The 24,157-nt window shown below is 48.4% G+C and carries 17 protein-coding genes; 10 read left to right on the forward strand and 7 right to left on the reverse strand.

Annotated elements, in window-relative coordinates:
• Nucleotides 1-75 precede the first annotated feature (75 nt).
• Nucleotides 76-510, forward strand: a complete 435-nt coding sequence (locus QZ327_RS08470; protein ID WP_294618637.1) for a Fur family transcriptional regulator — start codon at nucleotides 76-78, stop codon at nucleotides 508-510.
• Between the two features lie 26 nt (nucleotides 511-536).
• Nucleotides 537-1,094 (forward strand): NADH peroxidase, encoded by a 558-nt coding sequence (locus QZ327_RS08475; RefSeq protein ID WP_294618638.1) that lies wholly within the window; start codon nucleotides 537-539, stop codon nucleotides 1,092-1,094.
• Nucleotides 1,095-1,196: 102 nt separating this feature from the next.
• On the opposite strand, the gene QZ327_RS08480 is transcribed toward QZ327_RS08475, so the two are convergent.
• The gene (locus QZ327_RS08480; RefSeq protein WP_294618639.1) at nucleotides 1,197-2,900 is read right to left on the reverse strand and encodes an outer membrane protein transport protein; all 1,704 of its coding nucleotides are present in this window, start codon (nucleotides 2,898-2,900) and stop codon (nucleotides 1,197-1,199) included.
• Between the two features lie 33 nt (nucleotides 2,901-2,933).
• Nucleotides 2,934-4,271 carry a hypothetical protein gene (locus tag QZ327_RS08485; protein ID WP_294618640.1) on the reverse strand — a complete coding sequence of 446 codons (1,338 nt, stop codon included), beginning with the start codon at nucleotides 4,269-4,271 and terminating at the stop codon, nucleotides 2,934-2,936.
• Between the two features lie 204 nt (nucleotides 4,272-4,475).
• On the opposite strand from QZ327_RS08485, the gene prmA reads away from it, so the two are divergent.
• The gene (prmA, locus tag QZ327_RS08490) at nucleotides 4,476-5,318 is read left to right on the forward strand and encodes a 50S ribosomal protein L11 methyltransferase (RefSeq protein ID WP_294618641.1); all 843 of its coding nucleotides are present in this window, start codon (nucleotides 4,476-4,478) and stop codon (nucleotides 5,316-5,318) included.
• Between the two features lie 126 nt (nucleotides 5,319-5,444).
• Here prmA and QZ327_RS08495 read toward each other — a convergent pair whose 3' ends face one another.
• Nucleotides 5,445-6,203, reverse strand: a complete 759-nt coding sequence (locus QZ327_RS08495) for a glycoside hydrolase family 25 protein (RefSeq protein ID WP_294618642.1) — start codon at nucleotides 6,201-6,203, stop codon at nucleotides 5,445-5,447.
• Between QZ327_RS08495 and QZ327_RS08500 the strand changes: the two genes are divergently transcribed.
• Nucleotides 6,202-6,387 (forward strand): hypothetical protein, encoded by a 186-nt coding sequence (locus tag QZ327_RS08500; RefSeq protein ID WP_294618643.1) that lies wholly within the window; start codon nucleotides 6,202-6,204, stop codon nucleotides 6,385-6,387. The genes QZ327_RS08495 and QZ327_RS08500 overlap by 2 nt on opposite strands.
• A 37-nt stretch (nucleotides 6,388-6,424) precedes the next feature.
• Here the strand turns inward: QZ327_RS08500 and QZ327_RS08505 are convergent, their stop codons facing one another.
• Complete coding sequence (locus QZ327_RS08505; protein ID WP_294618644.1) at nucleotides 6,425-8,071, reverse strand: diphosphate--fructose-6-phosphate 1-phosphotransferase; 1,647 nt, start codon at nucleotides 8,069-8,071, stop codon at nucleotides 6,425-6,427.
• Between the two features lie 106 nt (nucleotides 8,072-8,177).
• Between QZ327_RS08505 and QZ327_RS08510 the strand changes: the two genes are divergently transcribed.
• Nucleotides 8,178-8,357, forward strand: coding sequence for a hypothetical protein (locus tag QZ327_RS08510; protein WP_294618645.1), 180 nt, complete (start codon nucleotides 8,178-8,180; stop codon nucleotides 8,355-8,357).
• A gap of 45 nt (nucleotides 8,358-8,402) precedes the next feature.
• Here the strand turns inward: QZ327_RS08510 and QZ327_RS08515 are convergent, their stop codons facing one another.
• From QZ327_RS08515 to QZ327_RS08525, 3 genes are read right to left on the reverse strand one after another with little or no spacing between them, the layout of a single operon-like run.
• Nucleotides 8,403-9,779 (reverse strand): efflux transporter outer membrane subunit, encoded by a 1,377-nt coding sequence (locus QZ327_RS08515; RefSeq protein WP_294618646.1) that lies wholly within the window; start codon nucleotides 9,777-9,779, stop codon nucleotides 8,403-8,405.
• 35 nt (nucleotides 9,780-9,814) lie between these two features.
• Nucleotides 9,815-12,925 carry an efflux RND transporter permease subunit gene (locus QZ327_RS08520; RefSeq protein ID WP_294618647.1) on the reverse strand — a complete coding sequence of 1,037 codons (3,111 nt, stop codon included), beginning with the start codon at nucleotides 12,923-12,925 and terminating at the stop codon, nucleotides 9,815-9,817.
• Between the two features lie 7 nt (nucleotides 12,926-12,932).
• Nucleotides 12,933-14,183 (reverse strand): efflux RND transporter periplasmic adaptor subunit, encoded by a 1,251-nt coding sequence (locus QZ327_RS08525; protein WP_294618648.1) that lies wholly within the window; start codon nucleotides 14,181-14,183, stop codon nucleotides 12,933-12,935.
• Between the two features lie 306 nt (nucleotides 14,184-14,489).
• Between QZ327_RS08525 and QZ327_RS08530 the strand changes: the two genes are divergently transcribed.
• Genes QZ327_RS08530 through pbpC form a run of 5 tightly spaced genes read left to right on the forward strand, consistent with a single transcriptional unit; the run spans nucleotide 14,490 to nucleotide 24,108 of the window.
• Complete coding sequence (locus QZ327_RS08530) at nucleotides 14,490-14,759, forward strand: hypothetical protein (protein ID WP_294618649.1); 270 nt, start codon at nucleotides 14,490-14,492, stop codon at nucleotides 14,757-14,759.
• 5 nt (nucleotides 14,760-14,764) lie between these two features.
• Entirely contained in the window at nucleotides 14,765-15,319 is a 555-nt protein-coding gene (locus tag QZ327_RS08535) for a lysophospholipid acyltransferase family protein (RefSeq protein WP_294618650.1), read from the forward strand.
• Between the two features lie 30 nt (nucleotides 15,320-15,349).
• The gene (locus tag QZ327_RS08540) at nucleotides 15,350-16,132 is read left to right on the forward strand and encodes an amidohydrolase (protein WP_294618651.1); all 783 of its coding nucleotides are present in this window, start codon (nucleotides 15,350-15,352) and stop codon (nucleotides 16,130-16,132) included.
• A gap of 21 nt (nucleotides 16,133-16,153) precedes the next feature.
• Nucleotides 16,154-21,766 carry an MG2 domain-containing protein gene (locus QZ327_RS08545; protein ID WP_294618652.1) on the forward strand — a complete coding sequence of 1,871 codons (5,613 nt, stop codon included), beginning with the start codon at nucleotides 16,154-16,156 and terminating at the stop codon, nucleotides 21,764-21,766.
• Nucleotides 21,763-24,108 (forward strand): penicillin-binding protein 1C, encoded by a 2,346-nt coding sequence (gene pbpC / locus QZ327_RS08550; protein WP_294618653.1) that lies wholly within the window; start codon nucleotides 21,763-21,765, stop codon nucleotides 24,106-24,108. The genes QZ327_RS08545 and pbpC overlap by 4 nt, the downstream gene beginning before the upstream one ends.
• Nucleotides 24,109-24,157 lie beyond the last annotated feature (49 nt).

The raw sequence follows: 24,157 nt of genomic DNA on the forward strand, positions 1-24,157 counted from the left end.
GGATAAATAAAAGAAACATCTATCTTTGCAAGCGAATTAAAAATGTAATTATTACAAGTTTGAATTGCAAATGACATGGATGTAATAAAGCGATTGCAAAATCATAACATTAAGCCGTCGGTGCAGCGCATAGCCATTATGACCTATCTGATGGAGCATTGTACACATCCTACGGTAGATGAGATTTATACGGCACTTGCCCCTTCCATTCCCACATTGTCTAAAACAACTGTGTATAATACCTTAAAACTGCTTAGCGAACAAGGTGCCGCGCAGATATTGACAATTGACGAACGAAACACCTGCTATGATGCGGACACCACACCGCATGCACACTTCTTATGCAAACGTTGCGGAAGAATATACGATGTGGATATCAATGCCGATGGCAAGCAGGCGGAAGAGACGGATATGAACGGGCACGAGGTGCAGGAAATCCATTATTATTACAAAGGTATCTGCAAGAGTTGCCTGGAAAATGAACGTTTAACTGAAATAACGAATAATTAAATCAATCAATTAAAATCTGAAGTAAAATGAAAAAGTTTAGATGTACTGTCTGCGGTTACGTATATGAAGGAGACGCAGCTCCCGAGAAATGTCCTTTGTGTAAAGCTCCTGCAAGCAAATTCGTAGAAGTAGAAGAAGCGCAGGAAGGCGGTCCGCTGGTTTTCGCTGACGAACACGTTATCGGTGTAGCCAAAGGATGTGACGATGAAATGATCAAGGATTTGAACAACCACTTCATGGGCGAATGTACTGAAGTAGGTATGTACCTTGCAATGAGCCGCCAGGCAGACCGTGAAGGCTATCCCGAAGTGGCAGAAGCTTTCAAGCGTTACGCATGGGAAGAGGCAGAACACGCTGCCAAGTTTGCCGAGCTGCTGGGCGACTGTGTATGGGACACCAAGACAAACCTCGAAAAGAGAATGAACGCCGAATCAGGCGCATGCGAAGACAAGAAGCGTATCGCTACCCGCGCCAAAGCATTGAACCTCGATGCTATCCATGACACAGTTCATGAAATGGCTAAGGACGAAGCACGCCACGGTAAAGGTTTCGAAGGTCTGTACAACCGTTATTTCAAGAAATAATCCGGAATAACCTACAGAATATAAAAAAGACTTGCAGAAATCTGCAAGTCTTTTTTTATACCACCTGAAATAAATATCTGTTCAACTCCAAGAAAACGGCAGTTAGAAACGTAACCCCAATGTCAGCAACACCTGGCTGCGGCTATTCTTTACTTTCGTTGCTTCAGGACTGCCTATCACCAATTGGCCTTTCTCCATATAAGCATTAATGAACGGATAGAAATCTTCTTTATAAGAAGAAAACTTATATGCCAAATCCGCATAAAACATCGAACCGCGATAACCTATACCCAACGTATAGTTGCTCAGCGCTTTTGTGTTGGCAAAATCCGTATCTGTCTGAATGGAGTTATAAGGCAAATCTTTATACGCATCGTTATTGAAAATGGCAGATGTATAATTATATCCTGCGCGCAAAGCAAATTGGGGAATTACCTTATATTCAGCACCCAAGCGAACGGTGCTCACTCCTTTCAGCATCGGCATGGTGCTGTTTTCATATCCAAAAGTATCGGAATAGCCTTCTTCATCTTTAAATTTCATGGAAGAATAGTCTTGATACTCATACTCCGCTCCCAAAGCCAGGTTCTTACCAATGGTATATCCCAGACTGACATTATAGGTCCATGGAGTCTGCAACTGGAACCGGCGTATCATGTCTCCCTTCAATATATCATAAGTATCTATGTCATACTGGCCTATCGCACCGCTTTCAACAGTTCCGTTTTCAATGGCGATATCCAAGTCGTTCAGCACATCCGCTTCCAAACGTGCATTCGTTTTGTAATCCAGCCTATAATAAGTGGGCGTATGAATTGCCAATCCGATTTTTAAGGGAGAATACTCGAAAGGACGCACAATAGCTCCGAATTTCACATCGAATCCGGAACCGTGTATCTTGTTCCAACTCTGCAAGTTATATCCCTGCCCTATACCATTTCCGGCAGCATCTATGTAATTTTCATCATAAAAAGTATATTTACTATAGTCAATGGTATAGGCACCTACAGTCACACCCAAATATACCCGGTCATTGACATTGAACGATATGTTAAAATCATATTGGTCGATACCGCCGCGCTCTGCCGACCGGAAAGTTCCGTTTCCGCCCAAAAACATTCCGCCATACTCGCCCGGAGTAATATACATCAAATCACCGTTCAGGTTCTTCACCTGCTCACCACCTACCATATAAGGAACATAACCGGAAGGGACACCGCCCGGTCCGTTGTGGGAAATAACATCGGTGATGAGATAGCCCTGATAGCCCAAAGCAGAAAGCCAGCCTATATTATCGTCATTATAAGGAAAATCTCCCCAACTCTCAATGCCGCCGGCTTGCGCAGCCATATAATCCGTTTGCGTATAATCTCCCAAATTCCCCTCCATCGACATATTCTTGTAGAAAGATTTGGCCTTATGGTAATTAAAGCCGAAATTCACATAACGTAAAGTCGTGGCATTGCCTATTTTTGAGGAGATTACAAACCCCGCATTATCGAACGAGCCTCTTGTTTTATCCGCATTCATCTTGGTCCCCATATAGTTGCTTTCCATGCCGTATGCAGACAGTCCGAACGACACCATGGCATCATTGCTACGGTAAACACCTATGCCGGCAGGGTTCGTTCCGATGGTGGAAATATCACCGCCCAATGCCCCCATGGCACCGCCCATACCTACGAAGCGCGCCGTTCCGTTCAAATCCTTATTCGCTATCTTAGCAGCATCGTACACCGTCTGTGCACTCACCGGAGCCGCTGCTGCCAGCAGCCCCAAAGCAGCCAAAGTTATTATTTTCTTCATATCCTTTTAATCTTTTTTCTATTAATACCATGCCTATCTTCTTCGTGAAGAGCCGCCGCCGCCACCGGACGAACGGGTAGAACCGCCGCCGCTGCTTCCTGTGGAATAGCTGCGCGAACTGCTGCTACTGCTACCCGAAGAATAACTGCGAGTGGAAGAATTGTTCTGCACAGGCGTGTTGTAAGAACGACGGCTGCTGCTTCCTGTAGAGTAACTGCGGGAAGATGATGTAGAGCTGCCGCGATTATAAGTGGAAGTGCTGCCGCTGCCCGTGCGTCTTGTTCCGGTAGAGTTTACACTGCTGCCGCGAGAAGCGTCTGTAGAAGCAGACGACGAACCTACACGCGTGCTGCTGGGACGGGTATATGTGCTGCGTCTTGCAGAAGAGCCGTCCGTACGGGTAGTTACCCCGCTACGTGTTCCGGACGAACGCGTACCCACCACACGTCTTGCAGAGGTTGCACCACTCTGCCCATTCTGCCTGTAAGAGGAAGTGCCCGAAGAGCGGACAGTAGAACCCGAGCCACCGCGATTCACCCCCGAACCTTGCCTGCGAACAGCCGAAGAGGAATTTCTATAACTGCTTGTTCCCGAAGAACGGCGGTTGGTGTACGTATTATGCGCCCAATGTCCGCCCCCCCAGTGTCCGCCACCGGGATAATATCCGGGGTAATAGTGGTGGTGGTGATGTCCCCACCAGCCGCCATGCCAGCCGCCCCAACCTACATTCCAGCCGAAGCCCCAGCTTGGACCGTACCAGTTGTTCCAGCCCCAGCCGTAATAAGGATATCCGCCCCAACCGTATGAGCTATAGCGCCAATCCCACCATAAGCGATTAGTAAATGTGGGGAATGCGTATGCATACAACCCATCCGTATATACGTTCCAGTCCCACGAGTTCAGTCCATAGACCACATCCCAATAAAGCGGACTGCTGATACTGATGGCATAGCGGGGATTGCGGAAACGGATGATACGTGTGGCATATTCATAATCATCCTCCGAACCGTCAAAGCCATTCACCCACTCTCCGTCCAGACCGTCATACTCCTTCTCCTCTACATAGAGCGTGTCATTCCCTTGCGAGAAATCATAATCCTTGGCATCGTACCGACGGTTATACTCGTCTACGTCACGGACATTTCCTTTACGGTTTTTCACCACAATTGTCGTATTGCCCGGCGACGCATATACCGTGGCAGGCGCATTCGTCCTTACTACAACCGCATCGGCAGCCGGCTCCTTTTTCTTCTCCGTCTTTTCTTCCTTTTTCCTGGAAGGCACGTAGTAAAGGTCGTCATCTATACTTTGAGCCGAGAGCGTCCACGGAAGACACAAAGCAAAAAGCGATAAAAAAACAATCTTTTTCATATTCATCTGGTTTACGAGTTTACAATTACATATTTTTTCACACCACAAAGATAGCACGGGGATTTACTCCACGCAGAAGATTTTCCCCAAAGATTTATAGGGATTTCCCTAAATGCTCCTATCTTTGTATCCAAAACAAATATACGCAGAAATAGGTTTTGTTCATATACCTGCTTTGTGTATTTAACAAACAATTGTATTCCAATGAAATATTTAGAATTTACATTCCACACCGTTCCTTGCACAGAAGTCGTCAACGATGTCTTGTCAGCAGTATTGGGCGAAGCAGGTTTCGAAAGTTTTGTAGAACAACCCGGCGGAATAGCCGCCTATATCCAAAAAGACTTATATGACGAGAGTTCCCTGAAAGATGCCCTTGCCAATTTTCCCTTGCCCGACACACAAGTGGAATATACTTGCCGGGAAGCGGAAGATAAAGACTGGAACGAGGAGTGGGAAAAGAATTTCTTCCAGCCTATTATCATCGGCGACCGCTGTGTCATTCACAGCACGTTCCACCATGATATTCCTCAAGCGGAATACGATATAGTCATCAATCCCCAAATGGCATTCGGAACAGGCCACCACGAAACCACCAGCCTTATCATCGGCGAACTGCTGGATAACGACCTGCAGGGAAAATCCTTACTCGACATGGGATGCGGAACATCCATTCTCGCCATCTTGGCGCGTATGCGCGGTGCCGCGCCTTGCACGGCTATCGACATAGATGAGTGGTGCGTACGCAATTCACTGGAGAACATAGAGCTGAACGGTGTAGACCGGATTTCCGTTTTCCAGGGAGACGCTTCCATACTGGAAGACAAAGGTCCCTTTGATGTGGTTATCGCCAATATCAACCGGAACATCCTGCTGAACGACATGAAGCGATATGTGAACCGCATGCGCTCCGGTTCGGAACTATACATGAGCGGGTTCTACGCAGACGACATTCCCGTAATACGAGCCGAAGCGGAGCGTAACGGGTTGCGGTTTGTGCATTATCGGGAAAAAAACCGTTGGGTGGCGGTTAAGTTTGTGCTATAACAAACATCCCCTTAAAAAAGGAAACAGGAAGTTAACATCAAGACCGAAACGATGTTAACTGAACAGATGCAACGAAGTTAACTAAACGGGAACCAATAAGTTAACTTCCTGCATCTACGAAGTTAACTACTTCAAAGTCATGCCAAGCAATTCCTCTAAAGTGCCGTTAAAGACATTCAGATCGACCTCTTCTTCGATACCCGGAACATTGCCCACATCGGTGTGTTGCCAGAAATGCCATTTGCCCTCATACCTTACGGAATCTACGTAATAGTGGGCTATCCAGTAAGGATAAGCATTGAATATGGAATCGTTGAGGTAACGTTTCTTGAACTTGTAAGAAGTATAAAGAATAGGTTTTACGCCATAATGCGCCTCTACCCTGTCAAGCCATGTTTTAACGGCAAGTTTCAATTCCTGCGGCGATTTTTTCCCCGTAGTCTCCACATCAAGAACGGGCGGAAGGTCGCCCTTTGACAACTGCACGGTATTAATAAAGAAATCAGCCTGCTTCCGCGCATCCGTCTTAGGTAAGAAATAGTGATAAGCCCCGCGTATAAAACCATGACTGCGTGCCCGTTCGAAATTCTCGGCAAAGGTATTATCCCCGTGGTCGCCGCCTTCGGTGGCTTTCATGAAAATAAAGTGTATGGGAAATTCGGTCTCCTTGTTACGGAGAAGTTTAGTCCAGTCGATAACGCCCTGATAGTGGGAGACATCAATGCCATGTATTTCGTAATTGCAGGGCATACACACTCCATAGCCTTTAAAACCGTAGCATGGCTTCCAACGATAAGCGTAAGGACGGATAAAGAACCAATAAAATCCGGCAGAAAACACTACAATGATGCAGCATGCCAACAGATTGCGCAACCATACAGGCATGGCACGGGACATTGACGCCTGTTTCTTCTTCGGGAAAGAGGAAGTGCGGCGGGATGCAGGTTTGCGGCGAGAAGCAGTATTGGTTTTGGCAGACATACAGGCATATTATAAGTTCAGGCACGGACTGCACGGCACATCGCGGAGTTTTATCTTTTCCGTGAAAACCGGTGCTATCCGTGCCTGAAGATTGATATCAAGCTCTTAAAAAAAGCTCCATACTATTATTTACCTTGTTCCAGTTGCAAAGTCTTGGTAGGCTGGTCGCAAACTTCCGTAGGACCGAAGTACTGGATAGGACCCGGATAAACATAGTCTGTTTCCACAGCCCAACGGTCACGCTGAGCGGCAAATGCCTTGAAAGGAGCACCATCCAGTTTTACCAAAGCTTTCTGGATAACCGGTTTCATTTCGCCGTGACGACGTTCCATGTTCATCATCATTGTGATAGGCACACCGCCTGCAATCCAATCTTCGGCAGGAGCAGTAGTGTTGCGTACGGAAGACATATAGCCGGTCTTGCCGTTAGCTATCAATGCAGATGCCGCATAACCCAACGAGTAGCAGTAGTCGGCATCGAAGTTGGACGGAGCCGCGCAACGTCCTTCGTAACCGAAGAAGTGGTGCTGTGCCGCAAACTTACCTGCAAACTTGCCTTCTTCCTTCCACTGTGCCAACTTAGTGGCAACCATCTCGGACAGCAATTTTTCTGTTTCGATAAGAGATACCTGTACGTTTCCGTGCGGGTCGCGGTCCAGCGTCAACTGGCGTGCCACACCTTCCGGAAGGCTGGCGTAGATAGCTGAATTTTCCGCAGAAAGTTTGCTGATGATATAGTCACGCTGATGTGATTTCTTGATATGGGAGAACTCTTCAGCATTGGCAGCCAGGAAGTCGTTCAATTCGGCAATCAGGCGTTTCATGGCAGGGATAAACTCTACCAAGCCTTCGGGAATAAGGACAGTACCGAAATTGTGTCCCTTTGCAGCACGGTTGGCAACAGCCTGGGCGATATAAGTCACCACATCGTCCAAAGACATGTTCTTCTCCTCGACTTCTTCAGAGACAATACAGATATTAGGTTGCACCTGCAACGCACATTCCAAAGCGATGTGAGAAGCGGAACGTCCCATCAGTTTGATGAAGTGCCAGTACTTACGTGCCGAGTTACAGTCACGCTGGATATTACCGATTACTTCGGAATATGTCTTACAAGCCGTATCGAAACCGAAAGAAGTCTCAATCATTTCGTTCTTCAAGTCACCGTCGATAGTCTTCGGGCAGCCGATAACCTGTACGCCGCAATTCTTGGCAGCATAATACTCTGCCAATACGCAGGCATTCGTATTGGAGTCGTCGCCACCGATGATAACCAATGCTTTGATGTCCAGTTCCTTCAAGATTTCCAAACCTTTCTCAAACTGTTCTTCTTTTTCCAGCTTCGTACGACCCGAACCGATTATATCGAAACCACCTGTGTTGCGGTACTCGTCAACGATATCGGCAGTCAGTTCCATATAGTTGTGATCTACCAAACCGCCGGGGCCGAGGATGAAACCATACAGTTTGCTGTCCTTGTTCAGTTTCTTGATACCGTCGAAAATACCGGAAATCACATTGTGACCACCGGGAGCCTGACCACCGGACAAGATAACACCCACATTCATAGCGGGGAAATCGACAGCCTCATCAGTCGTTTCGAACTTAATCAAAGGCATTCCGTAAGTGTTGGGAAACAATTTCTTGATATCTTCCTGATCGGCAACAGACTCGGTAGCCGCTCCTGCCACTGCTTTCACAGTGCCTTTCAGCCCTTTCGGGAGTTTGGGCTGATAGGCAGCCCTTGCAATTTGCAATGCACTTTTAGTCATTTCTCTTAATTATTTAAAGGTGTTAATAAAGATTCGTTTAAAAGCGTTGCAAATTTCGCTCTTTTCCACAAGAAATGCAAACTGCAAAGAGAAATAATTATATTACATGCCACGGCTTTTTCAGTTACAGGAGTTACAGGAGTTACAGGAGTTGGAGGAGTTGGAGGAGTTACCGGAAGTTAAAGGGAGTCAGATGCCGATAGTATCGCTATACATCAACAGAGCTACCGGCTTCTCCGAAACCCGAAAGGCGGCAACTCCTTCTCCCTGTAACTCCTGTAAATGAAAAAACTGTGTATTACATGCTGAAAAGAAACAATATACGCAGCCTTTATTCTATCTGCCAGCCGCCTCCCAAAGCCTTATAAACATTGACTACCGCTATCAATTCATCGCGTATGGCATTGCTGACACCGATTTGCGCATCGAAATATCCACGTTGGGCATCAAGGACATCCATATAATTAATAACACCGTTAATGTATTGCAACTGTGCCAGATCCACATAGGTTTTGGCAGAGCGTTCCAACTTGAGACGCAATTGATAGACCTCCTTTATCTTATTGAAATCCACTATGGCATTCTTGGCTTCCTTGAAAGCGTTCAGCACCGTCTTCTCATAACTGTGCACTTCCGCCTCAAACGAAGCTTTCTGCGCTTTCAATGCGGCACGGTTCTTTCCCCAGTTGAAAAGCGGACTTAACACCGCGCCACTCAACAACGAATAAGGAGACTGGAGAAAATTGGACAGCACATCGCTCTCCAATCCGAACTGCCCCGTAAGCGACAACCGGGGGAACATATTGGTATAAGCCACTTTTACACGAGCGTGTTCCGCTATAAGCTGCTGTTCCGCGGCACGGATATCAGGACGGCGTTCCAACAAACCGGAAGGCAATCCTACGGGCAAAGACTCCGGCACATCCAATTCCTGCAGGAAACGGCTACGCTCGATCCGGGTGGGAAATTCACCGGCAAGGAAAGCGATGTCATTCTCCTTAATGGAAATCTTACGTTCCAAATCCGGCACAAGCGTGGCGGTACGTGCCAGTTCCACTTGCGCCTGTTGGTAGGAGGTCTCCGAGGTAAGCCCGCCTTCAAAACGGATTCTTGCAAGACGTACGCCCTCTTCACGTGCCTTCTGTGTCTGGCGCACGATTTCCAACTCGGTATCGAGCGCTACCAGTTCGTAATACGCCTGTGCCACTTCTGCCACAATCGTCATACGCAAGGCACGTTGGGCTTCCACGCTTTGCAGGTAATCGGCTACGGCGGCAGCCTTTTTCCAACGCAGATTTCCCCAAAGATCAAGTTCCCACGACAGAAGGGCTTTTGCCTCATAACTGTTGCCTACATCACGGCTATGCCCGCCATAGTTATCGGTTTCACGTTCCGCCGTAACTTTTCCATTCAGTTGGGGCAGCAGGTTGGCCACGCTGATGCGTTTCTGCGCCGCCATTTCCTTTACACGCGCCGCCGCAATGAGCATATCCTTGTTATACTCCAATGCACGGTCTATCAAACTGCGCAAAGTATTGTCGGTATAAACCGCCTGCCACTGCTCGTCGGCAATACTGGCACTGTCCTGCCGTTGCACCAGGCTGTCGGGCAACGCCATTTCAGGACGTACATAGCTTTTCCCTACCTTGCACGATGCGAACAGAACCGGGACAAACAACAGCAGTATATATATATTCTTTCTTTTCATAAGTATGTAATCTGAATTCGTTTACAATATTATCATCAGTCTCTCTTAATCTTGTGTTGCACTTTCGCCTTCGCCTTATAAATCAGAACGAAGAAGAACGGTACAAGTACAATGCCGAATACTATGGCGAAAATCATTCCGAAGAAAACGCCCGTACCGATTGCCTGGCGGCTTGCAGAACCCGGTCCGCTTGCAAGCACCATGGGAAGCATGCCCAGCACAAAGGCAAGAGAAGTCATCAAGATGGGACGGAAACGGAGTTGGGCGGCATGAATGGCCGACTGCACCAAGTCTCCCCCATTGTCAACCTGCACTTTGGCAAACTCCACGATAAGGATGGCGTTCTTCGCCGCAAGTCCCACCAGCATCACCAAACCGATTTGGAAATAGATATCGTTTTCCAATCCACAGACAGCAACGCCTAAATAGGCTCCCAAAGCTGCTACCGGCAAAGAAAGCAATACGGCGATAGGCACTGTCCAGCTTTCATATTGCGCAGCCAGGAAAAGGAATACGAAGAGGAACACCAGCGTCAATACCAAGCCTGTCTGCCCGCCGGCTTGTTTTTCCTGGTAGGAAAGTCCGCTCCATTCCACACCTATATTATCCGGCAAATGGTCGCGTGCTATCTGCTCCATGATTTCCATAGCCTGCCCGGAACTATAGCCCTGCGCAGCCGAACCGCGGATAACGGCGGTAGTAAACATATTGAAACGTTTGATACTGCCCGGTCCCGTAGTGTAAGACGCGTTACCCAGCGAAGTCAACGGAACCATCGCCCCATTGGCGGCTTTTACGAAGAACAGATTGATATTCTCCTTATGCTCACGATACGGAGCTTCCGCCTGGATATACACCTTGTATATACGGTTGAACATATTGAAGTCGTTCACATACACAGAACCCGTATAGGCTTTCATCGTGGAGAATACATCCGCCAACGGCACACCCAGCATCTTCACCTTGTCCCGGTCCACATCAAAATAGAGTTGCGGAATGTCGGACTGCAAGGAAGAAGAGAGCCCCGCCAACTCCTTATGCCTTTGGGCATAATACATCAAGGTATCCGCCGCCTGCACCAATCCTTCAAAGGTAGCTTCGCCACGTGCCTCCAGCTGCATTTCAAAACCGCCGGACGTTCCCAATCCCGGAATTACGGGCGGCGTGGAGAGATAGACCTTGCATTCGGGATATTCCTTCAAATCGTTCTCCACCTTCGCCATAATCTTATCAATCGTAGTGTCCTTGCGGTCTTCCCAGGACTTCAGAATGACAGTAAGTTCACTCCGTGCCTGATTGCTTCCCACGCGCGGACTGCTGCCCGCCACACTTTGCACATAAGCCACATACGGATTCTGCTCCAGGTATTTCACCGCGCGTTCGGTTACCACACGGGTACGTTCCAGCGTAGCACCTTCCGGCAACTCCAACTCCACTTTGAAATAGCCCTGGTCTTCGGCAGGCAAGAAGCTGGTAGGAATCAGGCGGTGAATGACGAAGATGGCAATCAGCACCATGCCGAATGCGCTCATCAAACGTTTGGGATGTTTGATGACACGGCTGATGACACTGATATATTTATTGTTACCGGTATTCAGCCACTCGTTAATCTTACGGAACACGATATTCTTTTTCTTACCGTTACCGGGTTTCAGGATAAGCGAGCACATCACCGGGCTGAGAGTCAGAGCCACAACCGTAGAGAGCAACACGGATACGGCGATAGTAATCGTGAACTGGCGGTATAACTGTCCGGTAATACCACTTAGGAAACTTACCGGAACGAATACGGCACAAAGCACCAATGAGGTTGCAATCAAGGCGCTTGCCAAACCGTTCATCGCTTTCTTTGTTGCCTCATAGGGCGACAGTTTTTCCGTTTCCATCAAATGCTCCACATTCTCCACCACCACGATGGCGTCATCCACCACAATACCGATAGCAAGAATCAATCCCAGCAAAGTCAATATGTTCAACGAGAAGCCGAAGATAAGCATGAAACCGAAAGTACCGATCAGAGATATAGGCACCGCTACAACAGGTATCAGCGTTGCGCGCCAACTTTGCAAGGATAGGAACACTACCAACACCACAAGAACCAATGCCTCGAACAATGTCTTATATACCTCGTGAATGGACTCCGAAATATAAGTAGTCATGTCGAACGGTATCTCATAGCTCATTCCTTCGGGAAAGTTCGCACTGATTTCTTCCATAGCCTTCTTCACGTTGTCCGCCACTTCCATGGCATTGGCGCCCGGAAGCATATAGATGCCAAGAACCGCCGCGTTTTCGCCGTTAATACCACTTTCCGTACTGTACGATGAGGCTTCGAGCGATACGCGTGCCACATCGCGGAGACGGATAATAGAACCGTTGGTATTGGCACGCACCACGATATCCTCAAACTGTTTTGCCGAGCTCAAACGCCCCTGCGTGGTAATGGGGATGGTAATGTCCAATCCTTGTACAGGCTGCTGTCCCAAAACACCGGCAGCCGACTCGCGGTTCTGGTCTTTCAGTGCATTCTGCAAATCCTGCACGGTCAGACCGAAGTTTGCCAGCTTATCCGGCATCGCCCAAATCTGCATGGCATAGTAACGGCTACCGATATTGGACACACGTCCCACACCGGGGATGCGGCGCAAGAGGTCGAGCACGTTGATTGTAGCAAAGTTGCTCAGGTAGATTTCATCAAACTTCGGGTCACTGGAAGTCAAACAGATGGTCATCAACTGGCTGGGGGCTTGCTTCTCCACCGAAATACCGTTTTGGATAACTTCGGCAGGCAAACGGTTTTCCGCCAGCTTCACGCGGTTTTGAATTTCTACGGCAGCCAAATCGGGATCGGCAGACACATCAAAAGTCACTGTTGCCGAAAAGCCGCCGGAATTAGAGCTGTTGGACTCCATGTACAACATGCCCGGAGTGCCGTTTATCTCCTGTTCGATGGGAGTTGCCACCGCTTGCGATACGGTCAGCGCACTTGCTCCCGGATAAGATGCACTGATTTTTACAACAGGGGGCGTTATCTGCGGATATTGATCCACCGGAAGCATCGTCAGCCCGATGATACCGATAATTACAATCACAATCGATATCACCGCCGAGAATACCGGGCGGTCTATAAAGAAACTTACTTTCATACTGTCATCACTTTGAGAGGTTGTTATCCTTTACTTCATTCTCGGAAACGGCTTTCTTGTTCAAAGAGTCTGCCGGTTGTTCTTCTTTTTTTTCAGCTACAGCGGCTTGCACACGCACTTTCATACCCGGAACAAGTTTATGGAAACCTTCCGTCACTACCTGCTCGCCTGCCACCAATCCGCGTTCAACAACCATATTGTTGCCAAACTCCGGTCCTAATTCGATGAAGCGTTTCTCAACCGTAGAATCACGGCGCATCACATATATATAAGCGCCACCCTTCTCGATGGTAACCGCCTTTTGAGGAACGGCTACGGCACCTTCGCGTACGTCCAGCAACAGTTTTACTTTTGTAAACTGCCCCGGCAACAATACCCGGTTCGGATTAGGCATTTCGGCACGGACGGAGAATGTGCCTGTTTGCGGGTCGACTTGCGGCTCGGCGAAATCTACATAGCCTTTATAAGGATAAACTGTATTATCCGCCAAAGTAATCGTAATATTAGGTTGCCAGGAACGGGTGGAATCCTGACGGCCTATCTCGATGTTACGTTCCTTACTCTTAAGATAATCCAATGCGGTCATACTGAAATCCACCAACACCGTGTCGCTTTTTACCACAGTGGCAAGCAACGATTTTCCTCCCGGACCTACCAACGTTCCCAAGTCCACATTTCTTTCACTGATATGCCCCGACAGCGGAGAGCGTACAATGGTATAACCCAATTCCAATTCCGCCTGGTCCAAATCCGCCTGGCTCATGGAAACGGAAGCCTCGGCGGTCTCATAAGCTGCCTGTGCATTGTCCAAATCCAGTTGGCTGGCGGCATTCTGCGCATACAACGGACGGATGCGCTCCAAGTCGCGTTTCGCTTTCAACGCCTGCGCCTCGTCTTTCTTCAATTGCGCACGGGCTTTATCCGCCTTTGCACGATACTGGTCCTGATTAATGACAAACAATACTTGATTTTTAGTCACATACTTACCTTCGGCGAAAAGCATACTCTCCAAGTAACCCTCCACACGTGCACGGACCTCTACAAACTGTTGCGCACGGATACGACCTACATATTCGCCAAAAATTTCCACATCACCTACTTCGGCAGGTTCCACAATTACAGTGGGTGCTTCCGGTTGAGCTTTCTTCGGCCAAGTCAATATCAGATAGCCGGCAAGCAACGCCGCCATACAAGCTATCATCATTATCACCCTTTTCTTTCTCAGTTTCAATTCCCTTTTCGTAAAAAATAGTTTCATGCTTGTTTGTTTTTTTAAAATTAACCCTGTTTATCTTAATCAAGGCAAACGCAATGCCAAAATGCCACAAGGTGTTATCCTTATCATATAATAATTTAGTAATCAACTATAAAAACATATATAAAGCAGCTATGCCACACCCATATTCCACATCCGGATTGTAGAAAATCTCCACAAATGTAGAATTATTCCACGAACCGCTTCCCATTAAAAACACATAAAATCCCACTTTTTCTCTCCATTCATCAAGAAAAATAGTATCTTTACCGAAAATAATTCAATTTATTCACATAAAAAGTAAAGATTATGGCAAGCAGAAAAGTACTGAAAAAGAACGTCAACTATATCGCCGGCGAGCTATTCACCGAATGTCTTGTAAACAGCCTGTACGTACCTGGAACGGACAAAAACAAAGCCGATGAACTGATGGTCGAAATCCTGAATATGCAAGATGAATTCATCAGCCGCATCAGCCATACCGAACCGGGAAATGTAAAAGGTTACTACAAGAAATTCCGTTCCGATTTTAATGCAAAAGTGGACGAGATTATTGAGGCTATCGGCAAACTTAAATAATAAGAATGAAGAAAAGACTATACGGTTTTATCTATTATCGCCTGTTAGGTTGGAAAACAAATGTAACGGTACCCAATTATGACAAATGTGTCATCTGTGCGGCACCGCATACATCCAATTGGGATTTATTTATCGGTAAACTGTTTTATGGCGCCATTGGGCGGAAAACCGGATTTATGATGAAAAAAGAGTGGTTTTTCTTTCCTTTGGGATTGATATTCAAAGCCATCGGCGGCATACCGGTAGACCGAAGCCGGAACACTTCCTTGGTAGACCAAATGGCGCGTAAATTTGCCAATAGCAAACAGTTCCATTTAGCCATTACACCGGAAGGAACACGCAAGGCTAACCCTAACTGGAAAAAGGGATTTTACTTCATCGCATTGAAAGCGCAAGTCCCCATCATGCTGATTGGCATAGACTATCCTACCAAAACCATAACTTCCACCAAGGCAATAATGCCGACGGGAGATATTGAAAAGGATATGTGTGAGATAAAACTCTATTTCAAGGACTTTCATGGAAAGATTCCTGAAAATTTTTCAATCGGAACGATTTAAAAAAGCGGTTGGCAACAATCGCTTAACAGTATGAACCAACTACGTGTCAGTATCCTGCAAACGGATATTGCTTGGGAAAACAAACAAGACAATCTCCGTCGCCTTCGCGAAAAACTGGAAATACTTCGCGGAGCGGCGGAGATTGTCGTTTTGCCGGAAACCTTCTCTACCGGATTCAGCATGAATACCGGTGCATTGGCGGAACCGGTGACAGGTGATACCATCACCATGCTGCGCCAATGGGCTTCGGAGTATCAGATAGCCATTGCCGGAAGCTACATTTCCTGTGAGGAAAAGGACGTGTACCACAACCGTGCTTTCTTCCTGACTCCCGATGGAGAAACCCATTTTTACGATAAACGGCATTTATTCCGCATGGGTAATGAGGCGGAACATTTCACGGCAGGCAACCATCGTGCGATAATTTCCTATCGGGGCTGGAACATACTGTTGCTTGTCTGCTACGACCTTCGGTTTCCGGTATGGAGCCGGAATGTCAACAATGAATACGACCTTTTGATTTATGTCGCCAATTGGCCTGCCTCCCGACGAAAAGTCTGGGACATACTTCTGCAAGCACGTGCACTGGAAAACATGAGTTACGTCTGCGGCGTCAACCGTATCGGGACGGACGGCTATCAATTGTCCTACAACGGCGGAAGCGTTATCTACTCGCACAAAGGCGAACTGCTTGCCCGGATGCCCGACAATGAGGAAGGGACAGCCACCGCCACTCTTGAACTTTCCGCCCTGCAAGGATTCAGAAGCAAATTTCCTGCATGGAAAGACGCAGACTCTTTTACCATTTATTGAGTTATTAAAACCTTCATGATTATGATACAGACTGACATCAGACATTGCATGGTCAGTAGATTATTATTTCTCCTACTGGCAACGTGTGTACTATCCTCTTGTTCGGACGACCGGAAAGACATCGTCCCCTCTGCCGAATATGCACCTTATATCAACGCCTATACGGGAGGAGTTATCTCGCAAAACTCAACCATCCGCATAGAACTGGCACGCGACCAGCCCATGGTAGATTTAAACAGCGAATTAAAAGACAACCCTTTCAAATTCTCCCCATCTTTGAAAGGAAAGGCTTATTGGGTGAATAACAATACCATTGAGTTTGTTCCCGAAGAAGGCGCTTTAAAGCCCGGCGGGTTTTATGAAGGAACATTCCGGTTAGGAGATTTTACGGAAGCAGACAGCCGTTTGGAACTATTCAAGTTCTCATTCCGCGTACAAGAACGCAGTTTCGTCCTACAGACAGAAGCGCTTTCCCTGACGGAAGCCAAACCCGGCAAAGCCGGCATAGAAGGAGAAATGCGATTCAGCGACGCTATAAAGAAAGAAGAAGTGGAAAAGATGCTTTCCGTCCGCAACAAGGATGGTGAAACTTTTCCTTTCACCGTCACCCCTACAGACAATGCCACACGCTATGTGTTCGAAATAACCGATATCCCCAGAAAAGAGAAAGATTACCAACTGACAATAACCGCAGACGGCACTCCTGCGGGAATTGAACGAAAACAAAATACAAACCTATTAATCCCTGCCCGCAACAGTTTCCGTTTTCTTTCCGCCAAGCGTATCGAGCAACCGGAGAACGGAATAGAAATCGTATTCTCCGCTCCCCTTTCGGTTACCCAAAACACAAACGGGCTGATTGAGGTTCCTGAAGTATCCAATACCATACTTCAAATAAAAGACAATAAAGCATATCTCTATTTTGAGCATAACCAACTGAACAAACTCACGCTGAACATAGACAAAGGAGTAAAAGACTGCCAAGACAGACCGCTTGGCACGGCACACTCCATTTCATTCAGCGAAGTCAACCTGAAACCGCAGGTGGAAATGTCCGCCTCTTCCGCCATCCTGCCCAATTCGAAAAATCTTATTATACCTTTCCGCGCCGTCAATCTATATGCGGTCGACCTGAATGTGATACGTATATACGAAAGCAACGTATTGACGTTCATGCAAACCAACACACTCTCATCCGCCAATGAATTGCGCCGTTCGGGAAGACTGGTCTACAAAAAAACGTTGTGGCTGGCAAAAGACACTTCCAAAGACATACACAGTTGGGAAGATTACTCCATAGACCTTGCCGGACTGATTAACCAGGAACCGGGTGCCATTTACCGCGTCATCCTCTCTTTCCGCGAAGAGTATTCCGCCTATCCTTGCGGAAACACGGAAACACGGAATATGAAATTCGCAGACAATACGGCATCCGACGGATTAACCAAAATCAGCGGAAACACCCTGCCGGAAAAGGAAGAAGAAGCCTGGGACATCCCGCAGAGTTACTTTTACTACAACGGCGGAGTGCAAATGGACTGGAGCCAATATGACTGGAAAGAGCGGAACAATCCTTGCCACCCGTCCTACTATATGGATTCGGACCGGGCGGCATCCTGCAATGTATTCGCATCGAACATCGGTATGATTGTCAAACGAAATTCACTGAACAAACTGTGGATTGCAACAAGCAACATGCTGGACACGAAACCTATAGGAAAAGTAAGGATAACCGTCTATAATTTCCAGTTGCAACCCGTAGGAAAAGGCGAGACGAATGATGAAGGATTTGCCGAAATTACCGCGAAAGGCGTCCCCTTCATCGTAGTTGCCGAGTCGGATAACCAAAAAGCCTACGTACGCGTAGCAGACGGTGAAGAACAGTCCGTCAGTCGTTTTGATGTAGGTGGAAAAGAGATACGGAAAGGATTGAAAGGCTTCATATACGGAGAAAGAGGCGTATGGCGCCCCGGTGACACGCTGCATCTGTCTTTTATACTGGAAGACAGGGAAAAGAGAATACCCGACAAACATCCCGTCGCGCTGGAAGTATATAATCCTAAGGGGCAATTTTATACGAAGATGATTTCAACACAAGGCACAAACGGCTTCTATACATTTGACGTACCTACCCGGGCAGAAGACCCTACAGGACTTTGGAATGCCTATGTCAAAGTGGGAGGAACCGCTTTCCATAAGAGTCTGCGTGTTGAAACCGTAAAGCCCAACAGGCTGAAAATCAACTTAGGGCTACCCAAAGAGGTAATCTCCGTTTCCGCCCGGGAAATACCGGTCTCCCTCTCCTCCGCATGGCTGACGGGGGCTACGGCTTCGGGCTTAAAGGCGAAAGTGGAAATGTCCTTGTCGAAGGTGAACACACAATTCAAGAATTACAGCCGGTATATCTTTAACAACCCGGCAACAGACTTCACCTCCGTAAAGACGGATATCTTCGAAGGAAGCCTCAACAGTGAAGGAAAAACTGCCTTTATATGGCAACTGCCCAATGCCGCCAACGCGCCGGGGATGCTTAACGCCACTCTGACCACACGTGTGTTCGAACCGGGCGGCGATGCCAGCATATATGTGCAGACCGTGCCTTATTCGCCTTTCTCATCGTATGTCGGGATCAACCTGAACCAACCGAAGGGCAAATATATCGAGACAGACAAAAAGCATCGCTTCGACATCATCACCGTTGACGACAAAGGACAACCCGTAAGCCGTTCCAATCTCGAATACAAAATTTACCGTATCGGCTGGAGCTGGTGGTGGGAGAAGCAGGATCAATCATTCGGCACATACATCAACAGCAGTTCCATCACTCCCGTAGCCGCCGGAAACTTGCATACATCCGGCGGAAAAGGAAGCTTTACTTTCCAAATTGATTATCCCGATTGGGGGCGTTACCTGGTATATGTGAAAGACAAAGAAAGCGGTCATGCCACAGGAGGTACCGTATATGTAGACTGGCCCGAATGGCGCGGACGTTCCAGCAAAACGGATCCGAGCGGCATCAAGATGCTTGCTTTCTCACTTGACAAAGAGTCTTATGAAATAGGCGAAACAGCCATTGCCACCATTCCGGCCGCAGCAGGCGGACGGGCATTGGTTTCTTTAGAGAACGGTTCGACCGTATTGAAACACGAATGGATTGAAGTAAGCAGCAAAGAGGATACAAAATATGCTTTCGAGATAACACCGGAAATGGCTCCGAACATCTATTTGCACGTCAGTTTATTGCAGCCGCATGCGCAGACGGTAAACGACTTGCCCATACGTATGTACGGTGTAATGCCCGTGACCGTAACTAACAAACAGACGGTATTGCAGCCGCAAATCCGTATGCCGGAAGTATTACGACCTGAAACAGACTTCAGCGTGACCGTCAGCGAAAAAAACGGCAAGCCTATGACTTACACCCTCGCTGTTGTAGACGACGGCTTGCTGGACCTTACCAACTTCAAGACCCCCGACCCGTGGAATGAATTCTATGCTCGCGAAGCATTAGGCATCCGCACCTGGGATATGTATGACGATGTGCTGGGAGCCTATGCCGGACGCTACACCTCCTTATTCAGCACAGGTGGCGATGAGATGCTGAAGCCCGCCGATGCGAAAGCGAACCGCTTCAGACCGGTGGTCAAGTTTATCGGGCCTTTCCATATAGGTAAAGGCAAGCAGCAGACACACACGCTGAAACTGCCAATGTACGTTGGTTCGGTACGCACAATGGTAGTTGCCGGACAAAATGGAGCTTACGGCAATGCCGAAAAGACATCTTTCGTCCGAACCCCGCTGATGCTGCTCTCCACATTACCTCGTGTTCTCAGCACCCGGGAAGAAATCAACGTTCCCGTCAATGTCTTTGCCATGGAAAAAGAGGTGAAGAATGTGACGGTAAACATCCACGCCTCCGGTACCGGTGTATACGTGGCAGGTGATACGCAACAGTCCGTTACTTTCCGACAGCCGGGCGACCGACTTCTATTTTTCAAAATAAAGACGGGCAGCCAGACCGGAAAGGCTACAATCAGCCTTACTGCCAACGGCAACGGACTGCAAACCAAAGAGACGATTGAAATAGAAGTACGCAACCCCAACCCGGCAGTAGCCCTCCGCAGCAGCCAATGGATAGAGGGCGGACAGAGCGCAACCCTCTCCTACGACCTGCAAGGAGCCGCGCCGTCCGGCACCGATATACGGTTGGAAGTGTCGCGCATACCATCGGTGGATATAAGCCGCCGTCTTGATTTTCTATACAACTATCAGCATAGTTGTACCGAACAGTTGACTTCCAAAGCATTACCTCTGCTCTTTGTCAACCAATTCAAGACCGTGGACAAAGAAGAAGCCGAAAAGATAAAGACGAATGTACAAGAAAGCATTCGCCAACTTTACGGCCGCCAGCTTCCTAACGGCGGTTTTGCCTACTGGCCGGGAAATGCCGTTGCCAACGACTGGATTACATCCTATGCGGGCATGTTCCTTGTATTGGCACAAGAAAAAGGGTATGCCGTCAATCAAAATGTCCTGAATAAGTGGAAACGCTTCCAGCGTGCAGCCGCACAAAACCGGCGCATCTCCGAAGAAGCGGACGAATGGATGCAATGGCAATCGGATTTGCAACAAGCATACAGATTGTACACACTGGCTTTGGCAGGTGTGCCCGAGTACGGAGCCATGAACAGAATGAAAGAGCAAGCCTCACTCTCTCTGCAAGCCAAGTGGAGGATTGCCGCCGCATACGCACTGACAGGCAAAATGAAACCTGCTGCAGAATTGGTATACAACATACAGACCGGCGTTTCTCCCTATTCTTCACAAAACTTCATCTATGGCTCATGCGACCGTGACGAAGCGATGATACTGGAAACGCTCCTTCTTATGAATCGCGAGCAAGCCGCCATGCAACAAGCAAAGAAAGTATCCCGGAACCTCTCGCAGGAAGAACGGTTCAATACGCAATCCACCGCTTTCGCCCTCATGGCAATGGGACGACTGGCAGAAAAGTCATCCGGCACTTTGGACTTTACCTGGAGCCGGAACGGAAAGCAACAACCTGCCGTGAAATCCGCCAAAGCCTTGTTTGAACAGGCACTGCCCGTTTCTTCCGGCAAAGGCAATGTCACGTTAAAGAACCAAGGAAAAGGTGCATTGAACGTGGACCTCATCAGCCGTATGCAATTGCTAAACGATACGCTACCGGCAATGAGCGACAATCTTCATCTTGACGTGAAATACACCGATATGAACGGTTCCCCTATTTCGGTCGAAAACATCCGCCAAAGTACGGATTTCATGGCAACCGTAACGGTGAGCAATATCAGCGTCAGCACCGATTACAGCAATCTGGCACTGACACACATCATTCCTTCCGGCTGGGAAATCCACAATGAAAGAATTATGACACCGGAGACTGTGGCAGCGCGCAACTACACCTATCAGGATATCCGCGACGACCGGGTACTGACCTATTTCGACCTGCCATGCGGCACATCGAAGAAATTCACAATCAGGCTGCAAGCAACCTATACCGGCGATTTTGTCCTGCCCGCCATCCAATGCGAGGCAATGTACGATGTTACCGCACAGGCACGCACAGAGGCCGGTAGAACAACCGTCAGCAGATGACACCGGTTGTTCGGAACATAATCGGACGCATCCGGCAACTGTCCGCCACCAGGAAAGTAATCCTTATCCTCATTACGTTCCTGGTGGCAGGATACGTCGTTTGCCTTCCCGGACAACTTTTCCGGGTCTCCTACTCCACGGTTGTAACCGACCGTAACGGAGAATTATTGGGAGCACGCATCGCTTCCGACGGCCAATGGCGTTTCCCTCCCCGCACCGCCACTCCCGAAAAGGTAAAACATTGCCTGATTGCTTTTGAAGACAGGCACTTCTATCATCACTGGGGAGTAAATCTGTTCTCCACAGGCAGGGCAGCCTGGCAAAATCTGAAAAACAAACGGGTGGTAAGCGGCGGAAGCACCCTTACCATGCAAACCATCCGGCTGGCAAGAAACAAACCCCGAACATTCGGAGAGAAATTCATCGAAATGATTTTAGCCACCCGGCTCGAGTTCAGCGCTTCCAAAGAAGAGATTCTGTCCATGTACGTCTCACACGCCCCTTTCGGCGGCAATGTGGTAGGGCTTGATGCTGCCGCCTGGCGCTATTTCGGGCATTCCGCAGAGGAGTTGTCATGGGCGGAAGCCGCCACTCTGGCTGTCCTTCCGAACGCCCCTGCCATGATACACCTTTCCAAAGGGCGAAAAGCTTTGCTCAACAAACGCAACCGGCTCTTGAAATTACTGTACGAAAAAGGTACGATTGACGCATCGGGTTATGAGCTTGCCATAAGCGAACCGCTTCCCTCGGCACCTCATCCGCTACCGCAAACCGCTCCGCATCTGGTGAGCCGTCTCTATCGGGAACGCAACGGACACCATTCCCGTTCCACCATTGACATAGGTCTCCAAATACAGGTAGAAAACTTGGCGGAACGCTGGAGCGACGAATTCCGCCGGAGTGACATACGCAACCTGGCAATCCTGGTAATTGATATTCATACCAACCAGGTGGCTGCATATTGCGGCAATGTTCGTTTCGGGGAACGGCAAACCGGCAATCAGGTGGATATCATACAGGCCCCCAGAAGTACAGGCAGTATTCTGAAGCCTTTTCTGTATTATGCCATGCTGCAAGAAGGCAGCATGCTTCCCCACACACTGTTACCGGATATACCTATTAACATCAACGGCTTTACCCCCCAGAATTTCAGCCTGCAATTCGAGGGAGCCGTTCCTGCATCCGAAGCGCTTGCAAGGTCGCTGAACATCCCTTCCGTCAGTATGTTGCAAAAATACGGCGTTCCCAAATTCCACCATTTCCTGCAACAGATTGGTTTGAAAACCGTCAACCGTCCGCCGTCACACTACGGACTATCCCTGATTTTGGGTGGAGCGGAAGCCACTTTATGGGACATAACAAATGCGTATGCCGCCATGGGACGAAGTTTGCTGCATTTCCCCCAAGCCCCCTGCAGCCTGCTGATGCCGGCAACAGATACCGATGCACGGACAGACATCCCATACACCCAAGCGGTTTTCCAGCCCGGAGCCGTGTGGCAGACTTTCGATGCGCTGACGGAAGTCAACCGTCCGGAAGAGATAGACTGGAAATCAATCTCGTCCATGCAGCCTATCGCCTGGAAAACAGGCACGAGCTACGGTTTCCGCGATGCCTGGTCGGTCGGTGTCAGTTCCCGATATGCGGTAGGCGTATGGGTAGGAAATGCTACCGGAGAAGGCAAACCCGGACTTGTAGGAGCCAGGACAGCGGGCCCCGTCCTATTCGATGTGTTCAATATACTCCCCTCTTCCCGATGGTTTGAACGTCCGGCGGGGATATATGTAGAAGCGGAAATATGCCGGCAATCCGGGCATCTGAAAGGACGTTTCTGTACGGAAACAGACACCCTGCTCATACTGCCCGCCGGCCTGAAAACCGAGGCTTGCCCGTATCATCACCTCATCACACTGTCTGCCGACGGTACTCACCGTATCTATGAGAACTGTGCCGATACGGAACCTACCGTTCAAGAATCCCGGTTTACATTGCCGCCTGTATGGGAGTGGTATTACAAGCAACATCACCCCGAATACTCACCGCTACCTCCCTTCAGACACGGATGCGGAGAAGACATGTTCCTATCCATGCAGTTTATCTACCCGCCCATGAATGCCAATATATTGTTACCCAAACAGATGAATGGCAGTAAAGGCTTCATGACCGCAGAACTGGCACACGGCAACCCCGCCGCTACGGTTTACTGGCATTTGGACGACATATACGTGAAGCAGACACAGGATTTTCACAAGATTTCCCTGCAACCCGTCCCGGGAAAACATTCCCTGACCGCAGTAGACGGTGAAGGAAATACCATTTCCACAACTTTCCATGTACGGTAATCCGGAATACGGCATAAAAAATTATTGCGAAATAAGATTTATGTCATAC

The organism is uncultured Bacteroides sp., assembly GCF_910578895.1.
In the GTDB taxonomy this organism is placed as follows: Bacteria; Bacteroidota; Bacteroidia; order Bacteroidales; family Bacteroidaceae; genus Bacteroides.

What these genes read in the sequence shown, in the direction of transcription:
- QZ327_RS08515 (WP_294618646.1), bottom strand. Translation starts at nt 9,779, where the DNA reads ATGAAAAGAAAGAATATATATATACTGCTGTTGTTTGTCCCGGTTCTG.
- QZ327_RS08530 (WP_294618649.1), top strand. Translation starts at nt 14,490, where the DNA reads ATGGCAAGCAGAAAAGTACTGAAAAAGAACGTCAACTATATCGCCGGC.
- QZ327_RS08475 (WP_294618638.1), top strand. Translation starts at nt 537, where the DNA reads ATGAAAAAGTTTAGATGTACTGTCTGCGGTTACGTATATGAAGGAGAC.
- QZ327_RS08500 (WP_294618643.1), top strand. Translation starts at nt 6,202, where the DNA reads ATGGCACGGGACATTGACGCCTGTTTCTTCTTCGGGAAAGAGGAAGTG.
- QZ327_RS08545 (WP_294618652.1), top strand. Translation starts at nt 16,154, where the DNA reads ATGATACAGACTGACATCAGACATTGCATGGTCAGTAGATTATTATTT.
- QZ327_RS08540 (WP_294618651.1), top strand. Translation starts at nt 15,350, where the DNA reads ATGAACCAACTACGTGTCAGTATCCTGCAAACGGATATTGCTTGGGAA.
- QZ327_RS08525 (WP_294618648.1), bottom strand. Translation starts at nt 14,183, where the DNA reads ATGAAACTATTTTTTACGAAAAGGGAATTGAAACTGAGAAAGAAAAGG.
- prmA (WP_294618641.1), top strand. Translation starts at nt 4,476, where the DNA reads ATGAAATATTTAGAATTTACATTCCACACCGTTCCTTGCACAGAAGTC.
- QZ327_RS08510 (WP_294618645.1), top strand. Translation starts at nt 8,178, where the DNA reads ATGCCACGGCTTTTTCAGTTACAGGAGTTACAGGAGTTACAGGAGTTG.
- QZ327_RS08485 (WP_294618640.1), bottom strand. Translation starts at nt 4,271, where the DNA reads ATGAAAAAGATTGTTTTTTTATCGCTTTTTGCTTTGTGTCTTCCGTGG.
- QZ327_RS08535 (WP_294618650.1), top strand. Translation starts at nt 14,765, where the DNA reads ATGAAGAAAAGACTATACGGTTTTATCTATTATCGCCTGTTAGGTTGG.
- QZ327_RS08520 (WP_294618647.1), bottom strand. Translation starts at nt 12,925, where the DNA reads ATGAAAGTAAGTTTCTTTATAGACCGCCCGGTATTCTCGGCGGTGATA.
- pbpC (WP_294618653.1), top strand. Translation starts at nt 21,763, where the DNA reads ATGACACCGGTTGTTCGGAACATAATCGGACGCATCCGGCAACTGTCC.
- QZ327_RS08480 (WP_294618639.1), bottom strand. Translation starts at nt 2,900, where the DNA reads ATGAAGAAAATAATAACTTTGGCTGCTTTGGGGCTGCTGGCAGCAGCG.
- QZ327_RS08505 (WP_294618644.1), bottom strand. Translation starts at nt 8,071, where the DNA reads ATGACTAAAAGTGCATTGCAAATTGCAAGGGCTGCCTATCAGCCCAAA.
- QZ327_RS08470 (WP_294618637.1), top strand. Translation starts at nt 76, where the DNA reads ATGGATGTAATAAAGCGATTGCAAAATCATAACATTAAGCCGTCGGTG.
- QZ327_RS08495 (WP_294618642.1), bottom strand. Translation starts at nt 6,203, where the DNA reads ATGCCTGTATGGTTGCGCAATCTGTTGGCATGCTGCATCATTGTAGTG.